Source organism: Rahnella sp. PAMC25559, from assembly GCF_050632365.1.
In the GTDB taxonomy this organism is placed as follows: domain Bacteria; phylum Pseudomonadota; class Gammaproteobacteria; order Enterobacterales; family Enterobacteriaceae; genus Rahnella; species Rahnella rivi.
In genome coordinates this window covers 1,942,806-1,955,287 of the sequence record NZ_CP192543.1, presented here as the reverse complement: position 1 = coordinate 1,955,287, position 12,482 = coordinate 1,942,806, and the positions used below count along the sequence as shown (strand labels likewise).

Here is a 12,482-nt window from a genome sequence, read left to right as displayed (position 1 = left end):
GAAAATCGAAAATTAGATAGACTTCATCGTGCCTTTTGGCAGGACAGCTGCCACGAAGTCACGCTTGATCATCACTTCGTTAGTGTCGTTCAGTGCGATGACGACATAGCCAGTTTCAGCCACTTTCGTTACGCGACCGATCAGGCCACCGGTGGTCATCACTTCGTCACCTTTACCGATGGAATCCATCAGTTTTTTGTGTTCTTTAGAACGTTTCTGCTGCGGGCGCAGGATCATGAAATAGAAAATCAGACCAAAAACCACCAGCATAATAACCAGAGAGTAAGGACTTCCCTGTGACGGTGCGCCGGAAGCTGCGACAGCATCGGAAATGAAAAGACTCATTTAAATTCCCTCATTGTTGTTGTGAAGCAAAATAGTTGTTGTAAAAAAAACCGTATTTCCAAAATGGAGTCTGGCGATGAAACGTCTCGCACAATACCCCATTATGACGGCTCAACAAATGATAAAATCGGCACCGCCTTTCGGAGATGCCGACACGACTAAGAAATCAGAAGTTTAAAGGCGGAACCGGTTTGCCTTTACGCTCGTAGAAGTCTGTCACAAAGAGCTCTAATTTACCCTCTTCAATAGCCTGGCGTAAACCGGCCATCAAACGCTGGTAATAGCGCAAATTGTGGATGGTATTCAAACGGGCACCCAGAATTTCGTTGCAACGGTCGAGATGATGCAAGTAGGCGCGGCTATAATTGCGACATGTGTAGCAATCACAGTGTTCATCCAGCGTTGTCGTATCAGATTTATACTTGGCATTTCGGATTTTGACGATGCCATCGGTGACAAATAAGTGACCGTTACGCGCGTTACGCGTTGGCATAACACAGTCAAACATATCCACACCGCGACGCACGCCTTCCACCAAATCTTCCGGTTTGCCGACGCCCATCAGATAACGAGGTTTGTCTTCCGGGATTTGCGGGCAAACGTGCTCAAGGATACGGTGCATGTCCTCTTTCGGCTCGCCTACCGCCAAACCGCCCACAGCGTAACCATCAAAGCCGATATCTACCAGCCCTTTTAATGATACATCTCGTAAATCTTCGTAAACGCTGCCCTGAATAATCCCGAACAAAGCATTCTTATTATTCAATTCGTTGAAGCGATCGCGGCTGCGTTTTGCCCAGCGCAAAGACATCTCCATGGAGCGTTTTGCGTAATCCCAGTCAGCAGGATACGGCGTACATTCGTCGAAGATCATCACGATGTCAGAACCGAGATCGTATTGGATCTCCATGGATTTTTCCGGGCTCAGGAAGACCGGATCGCCGTTGATCGGATTGCGGAAATGCACACCCTCTTCTTTGATTTTACGCATCGCCCCCAGGCTGAACACCTGAAAGCCGCCGGAATCGGTGAGGATCGGGCCGTGCCAGTTCATGAAATCGTGCAGATCGCCATGCAGTTTCATGATTTCCTGACCCGGGCGCAGCCACAGGTGGAAAGTGTTGCCCAGCAGGATTTGCGCGCCGGTATCTTTAACTTCTTCCGGGGTCATGCCTTTTACGGTGCCGTAAGTGCCCACGGGCATAAATGCCGGGGTTTCGACCACGCCACGTTCAAAGACCAGACGTCCGCGACGTGCGCGACCATCGGTAGTGCTTAATTCGTACTTCACATTGCCTCCAGCATCAGAGAAACAGTCTGATGAGGTTAAGTCCGTGGCATCACGCCCGGAAAAGAAAGCCCGGATACACCGAGTGCGTCCGGGCGGGTAGTTACAAAAACGTTACTGGCCGACCACTTCCTGCGGCGCCAGCGGGTTACGGTTGATGAACATTGCATCACCATAACTGAAGAAACGGTACTGCTCTGCGACTGCCTGATGGTAGGCATTCATCGTATTTTTATAACCGGCAAACGCCGACACCAGCATGATCAACGTCGATTCAGGCAGATGGAAGTTAGTGATCAGGGAATCAATCACCTGATAGTGATAACCCGGATAGATGAAGATCTTAGTATCGCCGAAGAATGGCGCAATCAGCGCATCTTCGCTGGCTTTCGCGGCACTTTCCAGCGAACGCACAGAGGTGGTACCCACGGCCACGACTTTATTACCGCGCGCTTTACACGCCAGCACGGCATCAACCACGTCCTGCGGCACTTCGGCATACTCGGCGTGCATAATGTGGTCTTCGATAGTGTCCACGCGCACCGGCTGGAAGGTGCCCGCGCCTACGTGCAGCGTCACAAAAGCGAACTCCACGCCTTTGGCTTTCAGCGCATCCATCAGCGGCTCATCGAAATGTAAACCGGCGGTCGGCGCGGCGACGGCACCCGGACGTTCGCTGTAGACGGTCTGATAGAGCTCGCGGTCGGCATCTTCATCAGGGCGGTCGATATACGGCGGCAGCGGCATATGGCCGATTTCGTTGAGCAGAGTAAAGACATCACGATCTTCATTAAATTCCAGCTCAAACAGCGTATCGTGACGGGCCACCATGGTGGCTTTAATGTCTTCTTTATCACCGAGCAGCAATTCCGCACCCGGTTTAGGGGATTTGGACGCGCGAACGTGCGCCAGAACGCGGTGCGAATCGAGCACCCGCTCGACCAGCACTTCAATCTTGCCGCCGCTGACCTTACGGCCAAACACGCGGGCCGGGATCACACGGGTATTGTTAAATACCAGCAAATCGCCAGGCAGGATTTTATCGAGAATATCGGTGAACACGCCGTGCGTTAACTCACCGCCCGGCCCGTCCAGAGACAACAAACGACAGCCGCTGCGCTGGGTTTGCGGATAGCGGGCGATCAGGGATTCAGGGAGTTCAAAAGAAAAATCGGCAACACGCATGGTTTTTCACTTCACTTTAACGACAAAAACAGGCGGCTTAGTCTAGTGGGACGAGGCATCCCCTGCAAGCTTCTGCGCGAATAAAGGCGGCCACCCTGTCAGGGATCACATTTACTGCGTTATACTCGGCCAATGAATTTTTTAGCTCACCTCCATCTGGCCTCTCTGGCCGACAGCTCCTTGTTAGGCAATCTGCTGGCGGACTTCGTTCGCGGCAACCCTGAAGGGCAATATTCCGATGACATCGTCAGCGGGATCCGCATGCACCGCCGCGTCGATACCCTCACCGATTCCCTGCCGGAAGTCAGAATTGCGCGCAGTTATTTTCGTGATGATTTTCGCCGCGTATCGCCCATTACTCTGGACGTTGTGTGGGACCATTTTCTCTCCCGCCATTGGGCCAGCATTCATCCGCAGCAATCCCTGGAAGATTTTCTTGACGATTGTCAGCAGGAAATTGAACCGCAGCTGCCTGAAATGCCTGAGCGTTTCCAGAATCTGAATGCTTATCTGTGGCCGGAACGCTGGATGGAACGTTATGCCGCGCTGCCTTTTATAGGTGACGTATTACGCGGCATGGCCAGCCGCCGGCCAAAGCTCAGTGCACTGACCGGCTCATTCCATGATATCGAACTGAATTATGACGCCCTCGAACAGCTTTTTTGGCAGTTTTATCCGGTCATGATGCAACAGGCGAAAGACCGGCAAATCTGACAAACCGCGTTGAATTTGTGAGAGTGAACACAATATTTTGCAATTAAGTGTCTGTTGTTAAATAACGATGGGACATACTTCAAAAACTGATAGCCGGATGCTATCTGATTGATTGGCGCGATGGGGTTTATTCACTTCGGGCTTGCCCCTATACTGGCAGTCGTTTTGTTCACCCTTTCCTCTCACCTACGACGCCCTTTTGGGTTTCATAAGGAGTAATATTATGGTTCTGGTAACTCGCCCAGCCCCTGACTTCACCGCAGCAGCAGTACTTGGTAGCGGCGAAGTAGTTGAAAACTTCAACTTCAAAAAACACACTGCAGGCAAACCAACTGTTATCTTCTTCTGGCCAATGGACTTCACTTTCGTCTGCCCTTCTGAACTGATCGCGTTTGATCACCGTTACGAAGAATTCCAGAATCGTGGCGTAGAAGTGGTAGGCGTGTCCTTCGACTCCGAGTTCGTTCACAACGCATGGCGTAACACCCCTGTTGAGAAAGGCGGCATCGGTCCTGTTAAGTACGCGATGGTTGCTGACATCAAACGCGAAATTCAGAAAGCTTACGGTATCGAACATCCGGACGCTGGCGTTGCACTGCGCGGTTCCTTCCTGATCGACAAAGAAGGCGTTGTACGTCACCAGGTAGTGAACGATCTGCCACTGGGTCGTAACATCGACGAAATGCTGCGTATGGTTGACGCGCTGCAATTCCACGAAGAGCACGGCGAAGTGTGCCCGGCTCAGTGGGAAAAAGGCAAAAAAGGCATGGGCGCATCTCCGGATGGCGTGGCTAAATACCTGTCTGAAAACGCGTCAAACCTGTAATCCCTTCACGGATTTCACGTTCAATAACGGTCAGCTTTGCTGGCCGTTTTTTTATGCCTGCCGTCCGGCGGGATCACATTTTTTCCCCTTCCTTTCCTTACGCTCCTCTTTTACGTCTACGCTGAAAACGACATGTTTCGTTCACAATGGCGTGCGCTTTGCATCATTTCCTCAGGCGAACGGAACACAGTCGTCATAAAAAAAGTGATATCACACAATAACCTGAAGGTTATGACTTAAAAGACAGGGTTAAAACAGGAGCCTATATGTTACGGAAATCACTCATCGCGCTCACCATGCTGACCAGCCTGCCGCTCTACGCCGCGTCCAGTCCTGCGGTAGAAGCCAAAAACGGCATGGTCGTCACCTCGCAATATCTGGCCTCACAGGTCGGCGTCGATATTTTGAAAATGGGCGGTAACGCCATTGATGCCGCCGTGGCTGTCGGTTACGCGCAAGCCGTCGTCAACCCATGTTGTGGCAACATTGGCGGCGGTGGCTTCATGACGGTGCATCTGGCCGACGGAAAAGACACTTTTATTAACTTCCGGGAAATGGCACCTGCAGCAGCCAGCGCCAATATGTACCTGGATGCCGACGGGAATGTGAAAAAAGGCGCAAGCCTTTACGGCTATCTGGCGGCTGGCGTGCCGGGCACGGTATTGGGCATGGATACCGTCCAGAAAGAATACGGGACGCTGACACGTCAGCAGGTCATGGCACCGGCCATTAAACTCGCACGTCAGGGTTTCGAACTGACCCGCGCCGATACCGATATCCTCGACACCAAGGTCGATCGCTTCAAAGAGGATCCTGAAGCAGCGCGCATCTTCCTGCGCAAAGATGGCAGCGCGTTGCAGCCCGGCGATAAACTGGTGCAAACCGACTTAGCCGACACGCTGGAAGCCATCTCGAAAAACGGCCCGGACGCTTTCTATAAAGGAAAAATTCCGCAGGCGGTCGAAGCTGCCTCTAAAAAAGGCGGCGGCATCCTGACGGCGGCAGATTTCGCAAATTATAAAGTCACCGAAGACACGCCGGTTTCATGCAGCTACCGTGGCTATAAATTCGTGTCTGCGCCACCGCCAAGCTCCGGCGGCGTCACGATGTGCGAAATCCTCAACATTGTGGAAGGCTATGATCTGAAAAGCATGGGGTTCAATTCAGCGGCGTCGATTCACGTCATGACCGAAGCCATGCGTCATGCTTACATGGATCGTAATACTTACCTCGGCGATCCGGCGTTTGTGAAAAATCCTGTCGATCGTCTGATCAGCAAAAGTTACGCCGAAGAAATCCGTAAGAAGATAGAAGCGGATAAAGCCACCCCATCGACTGCCGTTCAGCCGGGCATGGAACCACACGAAAAACCGGAAACGACGCACTATTCCATCGTCGATAAAATGGGTAACGCCGTCTCCACCACCTACACCATCAACGGTCTGTTTGGTTCTGTGGTGATCGCGCCCGGCACCGGTTTTTTCCTCAACGACGAAATGGATGATTTCACGGTAAAAGTCGGTGAGAAGAACCTCTTCGGTCTGGTCCAGGGCGTTAAAAATTCCATCGCCCCCGGTAAGCGCCCACTATCGTCGATGAGCCCGAGTCTGGTGACTAAAGACGGTAAAATCTTTATGGTTCTGGGATCGCCGGGCGGTTCACGCATCATCACCATTACGTTGCAGTCCGCGCTGAATGTCATCGACCACGGCATGGCACCGCAGGAAGCCGTGAACGCACCACGTATTCACCACCAATGGCTGCCGGACGAAGTGTATTACGAGCAGCGCGGCGTTTCTCCGGACAGCCTGAACATCCTGCAAAAGATGGGCTATAAAATGGTGGAACAGACGCCGTGGGGCGCGACGGAATTGATTATGGTGGGTTTACCGGGCGCGGCAGGTGTCACCTCTGCTACTTCCGGTAATGACTCGGCGGTATCAGGCAAGGTTCGCGAAGGTTATCTCTATGGCGCGAATGATGTGCGGCGGCCAGCAGGCGCGGCCATCGGCTATTAACTGACAACAAAAAGCCCCCGATACCTTGAAGATATCGGGGGCTTTTTTTAACCGAAAGGTAAGTGCTTGCTTACTTGCTCAGTGCCACTGCCTGCTTCTTGCGGTCATTACGCAGCTTGAAGGCGTACCCTATCAGCAGGGCGGCAACCCACACCATACCGACGTAAAGCGACACGCGGGTGTCCGGGAAGTAACCAATCAGGCCGATGATAAACACCAGGAAGATAATCCCGAATACCGAGGTATACACGCCGCCACGCAGCGGGAACTCGAGTTCTTTAACCTGCTGCTTGCTCAGCTTGCGACGAAAACCAATCTGGGAGAACAGGATCATTATCCATACCCAGACGGTCGCGAAGGTCGCCAGAGACGCGATCACCAAAAACACATTCGAAGGCATGATGTAGTTGAGGTAAACCGCAATCAGCAACGCGGCCATCATCACCAGCACCGTGACCCACGGTGTGCCCAGACGCGACACTTTGCTGAACATTTTAGGCGCCTGCCCCTGCTTTGCCATTCCGTGCAACATACGGCCCACGCCAAACACATCGCTGTTGATCGCCGAAAGCGACGCAGTGATCACCACGAAGTTCAGAATACCCGCAGCGGCAGTGATCCCCATATGCTGGAATGTCAGTACAAACGGACTCCCCTGCGTACCGATCTGATTCCACGGGAAAATCGACATGATGACAAACAGAGTACCCACGTAAAACACCAGAATACGCAGCGGAACCGAGTTAATGGCTTTCGGAATCGACTTCTTCGGATCTTCCGCTTCACCGGCCGTAATACCAATGATTTCAATGCCGCCATAAGCGAACATCACCAGCTGTAACGACAGGATAGTCCCCATGATGCCCTGGCTGAAGAATCCACCGTGGCTCCACAAATTATGGATACCTGTTGCCTGGCCGCCATTGCCGATGCCCCAGAAGATAATGCCGAAACCCGCCACGATCATGATGATAATCGTCAGCACTTTGAAGAAGGAGAACCAGAACTCCAGCTCGCCGAACACCTTCACACTGACTAAATTAATCGCGCCGATGATCAGCACGACGCTGAGCACCCACGTCCACTGCGGCACATCCGGGAACCAGACGCCCATATATATGCCGAAGGCGGTAACGTCGGCGATCGCCACAATGAGGATTTCGAAACAGTAGGTCCAGCCGGTGATATAGCCCGCCATTGGCCCGAGGTAGTCCTGGGCATAACGTGAGAACGAACCGCTTTGCGGGTTATGCACCGACATTTCGCCGAGTGCGCGCATGATGATAAAGGCGATGATGCCGCCGACCAGATATGCCAGCAATACGCTGGGCCCTGCCAGTTTGATGGCATCCGCCGATCCATAAAACAGCCCGGTTCCGATGGCTGATCCCAATGCCATAAAGCGAATATGACGCGTTGTCAGACCGCGTTTTAGCTTCGTGCCCGGCGCTTCTGGCTGCCCGGTTGGTTGTTCAGCTGATTCTTGCATGTACCTTAACCCGTCTCTGTATTTTAAAAATCACAATGCCAATTCAAAAAAACACCTGCACCCTGCCAATGAAAAAGCCACGGAAAAGGTTTCCGTGGCCTGATTGGCGAACAATTCACTCAACTACTGTGGAACTTTCACCCGATAATTATTGATGCGCCGTGACGCTGCGCGGGCCACTGATTTTGTCATAGATCCCCACCAGCACCAGCATTAATACTGACGGCGGTAACCAGGCAAGACCTTGTGCAGCCAGTGGCAGGTTCGCAGTCCAGGCAGGCATGATATCAGCAAAGGCCGAGGTTTTGATGCCATCAACAATACCGAACACCAGACTGACCAGCATGACCGGCGCCACGATGCGCGTCGTATTATTCCACCAGCGCAGGGTGAAGCTCAAGACCACCAGCGCGATACATGGCGGGTAAATGGCCGTCAGCACCGGAATTGAAATCTGAATCAGATGGCTCAGGCCGAGGTTAGACACCAGCATTGAGAACAGACCCAGAATGAACACCAGTGTTTTGTAAGACAGCGGCAGGTACTGAGCAAAGAACTCCGCACAGGCGCAGGTCAGGCCAACCGCCGTCACCATACAGGCGATGAAAATCAGCGCGCCGAGGAAGAAGCTGCCGACGCCACCAAAGGTATGCGCCACATAGGCATGCAGGATCACCGCGCCGTTGGTCGCGCCAGGCACCAGCGATGCACTGTTTTCGCCAAGTTTGAACAGGCTGAGATAAACCAGCACCAGACCTAAACCGGCGATCAACCCTGCCAGAATTGTGTAACGGGTCAGCAACTTAGCATCAGACACACCGCGTGAACGGGCGGCATTGACGATCACAATCCCGAACACCAGCGCTCCCAGCGTATCCATCGTCAGATACCCGTTTACGAAGCCACTTGAGAAGGGAACCGTTTGATAAGCATCGACCGCAGGCATTGTCTGCCCGGCTGGCCACAGCAGTGCGGCAACGCCCAGCGCAGCCAGTGCAACCATTTTCAACGGCGCGAGGAAATGCCCGACGGTGTCGAGCAGACGGCCCGGATACAGGGAAATGCCGATCACCAGCGCAAAATAAATCACGCTATAAATCAGCAGAGGCAGCGGGCCGTCACCGGTCATCGGCGCGATCCCCACTTCAAAGGAGACGGTCGCGGTGCGTGGCGTAGCAAACAGCGGGCCCACGGCCAGATAGCAGACGGTGGCCAGCAAAATACCGGCACCACGGCCAATCGGAGAGCTCAGGGCGTCAACACCGCCCCCGACACGCGCCAAGGCAATGACGGTCATCACCGGGAGGCCGACGGCTGTGATCATAAACCCGGCAGCAGCCCACCAGACTTCAGGACCGGCCTGCAGGCCAACCATTGGCGGGAAAATAATGTTTCCGGCCCCGACGAATAAAGCGAAGGTCATGAAACCTAACGCCAGAATATCTTTATTTGTTAAACGAGTACTCATGATTGGTGTCGTGTTGCCTGTTCAAATGAATAAAGTGTCCGTTGCTGTCGTCGTGCTGCTCGGTCAGAAGGATGAATGGCGAACAAAGCCAGAGAGCACCAAAATGAAGCCGGAAGGAGCCTAAAACGCCTGATGATATGCAGATGATTACGTTGTTATGCAGGGAGTATCGAGCGACAGCGGGGGCTAAGGTAAACGTTTATAGCGCAGAAAGGCAAGCCGAGATCCAAAAAGCAGAGTCTTCAACCAGATTAATGCTTGAGAGCAGCGATTATCACTAAATACAGCCACAAACACGCAATATGATATGTATGATTTTTGAACGAAGTAAGCACAAGATATGCCCCGAAAAGGCAAAAAGTGCGTGAAATCACCACGAACGGGCAATTTCACGCACGATATCCAGCAGATTAATGAGGTCAATAAATAACCGGTAACACCTTTACCAGACGCGCGCAGCGATATCGACGACCAGTTTTAATTTTTCCCACTGCTGCGCTTCGGTCAGGCTGTTGCCCTCTTCTGTCGAGGCGAAACCACACTGCGGGCTGAGGCAAATCTGGTTGATATCCAGATACTCAGCCGCTTCTGCAAGACGCGCTTCCACCGTTTTCGCCAGCTCCAGTTCGCCGGATTTTGTGGTGATCAATCCCAGAACCGCCTGCTGATGGCCTTTTTTGATGAAGCGCAGTGGCTCAAAACCACCGGAACGCTCGTTGTCATATTCAAGGAAGAAAGCATCGATGTTCACGCCGCCAAACAGAATCTCCGCAACCGGCTCATAGCCGCCTTCTGAAATCCAGGTGGAGCGAAAGTTGCCGCGACAAACATGCAGACCAATTACCAGATCGTCGGGTTTCCCGGCGATGGCTTTATTCAGCACGTCTGCGTAAGTGCGTGCTAACTCTTCCGGAGAATCCCCACGTTCGCGGATTTGCTTCTTCTGATCTTCTGAACACAGGTACGCCCAGACCGTGTCGTCGAGTTGCAGATAACGGCAACCGGCATCGTAAAACGCCCTGATGGCGTCACGGTAAACCTGTGCCAGATCGTCAAAATACGCTTTCAGGTCGGGGTAAACCTCTTTGCTGATAGCGTCACGGCCACCGCGAAAATGCATCACACTCGGACTTGGAATGGTCATTTTTGGCACCGCGCTGCCGCTGATGCTTTTCAGGAAGCGGAAATCTTCCAGCATCGGGTGTGCGCCAAAACCGAGTTTACTGACCACTTTAATGCTGCGTGCTTTCGTTTGTACGCCGTTGAACTGGATCCCCTGCACCGCGTCGTAACCTTCCACGCCGTCCAGCCCTTCGAAGAAATCGAAGTGCCACCACGCCCGGCGGAATTCGCCGTCAGTGACCACTTGCAGACCGGCTTCACGCTGCAAATCCACTACGCGACGAATTTCAGTGTCTTCCACAGCGCGCAGTTGAGCGGCATCAATCTCGCCAGCCTGAAACTGTTTACGCGCTTCTTTAATCGCCAGCGGGCGCAGGAAACTGCCGACAACGTCGGCGCGGAATGGAGGGGTTGTACGTTGCATGCATGACTCCTTTTAGGCACCCCGCGGCGTATGGCGGAATACCAATGATTTACAAAGTAAATAATTGCGTTGCGTTATATATAGACATCTGGATGTCTAAACGTCTTTGATTGGATAGTGTCATGCAGCACGCTTATCAGCAACAGAGGAATCTTCATGGGACGTGAATAAAATTCACGTTAGTGGGAAGAATGTTCATTTAGAGGAAATGTTCATTTGGAAGAGTAAGAAAGCCTGAAATCCGCAGATAACAGGCTTGAGAGGGTTAAGGCTTAACGGAAGCTTGCGCACCGGCGTCTTGCGGAACAATCAACCGCGGCGCCAGCGTAAACATAAAGCGGGTGCCGACACCCACTTCGCTCATGACTTCCAGTCTGGCGTTGTGATGGCTCAGGGCATGTTTGACGATCGCCAGGCCCAGCCCGCTGCCGCCGGTCTGGCGGGAGCGTGCTTTGTCTACGCGATAGAAACGTTCGGTCAGGCGCGGAAGGTGCTGAGGCGCAATACCCGGCCCGTTGTCGCTTATCTGGAACTGCGCGCCGTGCGGCGTTTGCTGCCAGCTGACTTCAATGCGGGTGCCCGCCGGGGTGTGATTGACCGCGTTGTACACCAGATTGGAAACCGCGCTGCGCAGTTGATCTTCGTTGCCAAAGACCTTCAGCTTGTCGTTTATGCGGAATACAACCTCATGCTGACCGCCGCTCAGCGTCTGCACTTCGCGCTCCAGCATGCCGAGCATCACCGGAATATCGACTTTCTCGTGCAAATCCATATTGGCAGAAGCTTCTATTTTCGACAGCGTCAGCAACTGTTTTACCAGGCCATCCATGCGTCGCGTCTGCTCCTGCATGGTATCCAGCGCTTTGGAACGAAACGGCTCTTCCAGCTTGGCGTCTTCCATCATTTCCAGATAGCCCTGCAAAACGGTCAGCGGCGTACGCAGTTCATGGCTGACGTTAGCGAAGAAGTTGCGTCGCGCGCCCTCGAGCTGACGCATCTGCGTGACATCCCGCGCCACCATCAGTAATTGCCCTTCAGAATAAGGCATCACGCGAAACTCCACGTAATGCTCATTATTCAGTTGAAGATTCAGTGCACGGCTGAAATCCCGGGCCTGGATCCAGGCACGAAACTCCGGATAGCGCAAAAGGTTAAAGATGTGCTGCCCGTTATCTTCCGGCCAGCGAAAGCCGAGCAGTTCCTGCGCCAGACCGTTACACCAGAAAATATTGCCCTCTTCGGTGGTCAGCACCACCGCATCAGGTAACGATTCTGCACCGCTGCGAAAACGTTTAATTAATTGCCCTAATTCGCGACGACGACGACGGTTACGCATCTGCATCTGGTTCAGCCCGTAGAACAGCGGCTCCCAGCTCCAGCGCCCGTTTGGCGGGGTGATGCTGCGGTCAAGCCACAGCCAATGTGAGAGTTTAAGCTGGTTGTAATAGTTCCAGCCCAGCGCCGCCAGCAGCGACGCAAAGAGAAGCCAGCCAAAATGGCCGACAAAAATGCCGAGAATGATCGCTGGCAGGCAAAAGAGGAAAAACTCGCCGGCCAGCCGTTTCCATGACAAACGTTCTAACACACAGATTCTCCGCTGTGG

General features: G+C 53.1%; 10 protein-coding genes. 3 read left to right on the top strand and 7 right to left on the bottom strand.

The features are described from left to right. Positions 1 to 12 precede the first annotated feature (12 nt). From yajC to queA, 3 genes are all read right to left on the bottom strand, one after another. Positions 13 to 345 (bottom strand): preprotein translocase subunit YajC, encoded by a 333-nt coding sequence (yajC, locus tag ACQZQY_RS10230; RefSeq protein ID WP_056770992.1) that lies wholly within the window; start codon positions 343 to 345, stop codon positions 13 to 15. A 166-nt stretch (positions 346 to 511) separates the two neighbouring features. Then, entirely contained in the window at positions 512 to 1,636 is a 1,125-nt protein-coding gene (tgt, locus tag ACQZQY_RS10225) for a tRNA guanosine(34) transglycosylase Tgt (protein ID WP_056770989.1), read from the bottom strand. Between the two features lie 111 nt (positions 1,637 to 1,747). Beyond that, positions 1,748 to 2,818 (bottom strand): tRNA preQ1(34) S-adenosylmethionine ribosyltransferase-isomerase QueA, encoded by a 1,071-nt coding sequence (gene queA, locus ACQZQY_RS10220; protein ID WP_056770988.1) that lies wholly within the window; start codon positions 2,816 to 2,818, stop codon positions 1,748 to 1,750. 132 nt (positions 2,819 to 2,950) lie between these two features. On the opposite strand from queA, the gene ACQZQY_RS10215 reads away from it, so the two are divergent. The 3 genes from ACQZQY_RS10215 (at position 2,951) to ggt (ending at position 6,376) form a co-directional block, all read left to right on the top strand. Beyond that, positions 2,951 to 3,532 (top strand): ACP phosphodiesterase, encoded by a 582-nt coding sequence (locus tag ACQZQY_RS10215; RefSeq protein WP_183848792.1) that lies wholly within the window; start codon positions 2,951 to 2,953, stop codon positions 3,530 to 3,532. 223 nt (positions 3,533 to 3,755) lie between these two features. Further along, a complete protein-coding gene (locus ACQZQY_RS10210; RefSeq protein WP_013576674.1) occupies positions 3,756 to 4,358 on the top strand; it encodes a peroxiredoxin C in 603 nt (200 codons plus the stop codon). Between the two features lie 266 nt (positions 4,359 to 4,624). Further along, entirely contained in the window at positions 4,625 to 6,376 is a 1,752-nt protein-coding gene (gene ggt, locus ACQZQY_RS10205; protein WP_056770983.1) for a gamma-glutamyltransferase, read from the top strand. 70 nt (positions 6,377 to 6,446) lie between these two features. Here the strand turns inward: ggt and proY are convergent, their stop codons facing one another. The 4 genes from proY to phoR form a co-directional block, all read right to left on the bottom strand. Next, the gene (gene proY / locus ACQZQY_RS10200; protein WP_136374656.1) at positions 6,447 to 7,865 is read right to left on the bottom strand and encodes a proline-specific permease ProY; all 1,419 of its coding nucleotides are present in this window, start codon (positions 7,863 to 7,865) and stop codon (positions 6,447 to 6,449) included. A 148-nt stretch (positions 7,866 to 8,013) separates the two neighbouring features. Next, entirely contained in the window at positions 8,014 to 9,333 is a 1,320-nt protein-coding gene (brnQ, locus tag ACQZQY_RS10195) for a branched-chain amino acid transport system II carrier protein (protein ID WP_056770977.1), read from the bottom strand. A gap of 442 nt (positions 9,334 to 9,775) precedes the next feature. Further along, on the bottom strand, positions 9,776 to 10,879 hold the full coding sequence (locus ACQZQY_RS10190) for a cobalamin-independent methionine synthase II family protein (protein WP_056770973.1): 1,104 nt from the start codon (positions 10,877 to 10,879) through the stop codon (positions 9,776 to 9,778). Between the two features lie 265 nt (positions 10,880 to 11,144). Continuing rightward, complete coding sequence (gene phoR / locus ACQZQY_RS10185) at positions 11,145 to 12,464, bottom strand: phosphate regulon sensor histidine kinase PhoR (RefSeq protein ID WP_056770972.1); 1,320 nt, start codon at positions 12,462 to 12,464, stop codon at positions 11,145 to 11,147. Positions 12,465 to 12,482: the final 18 nt, after the last annotated feature.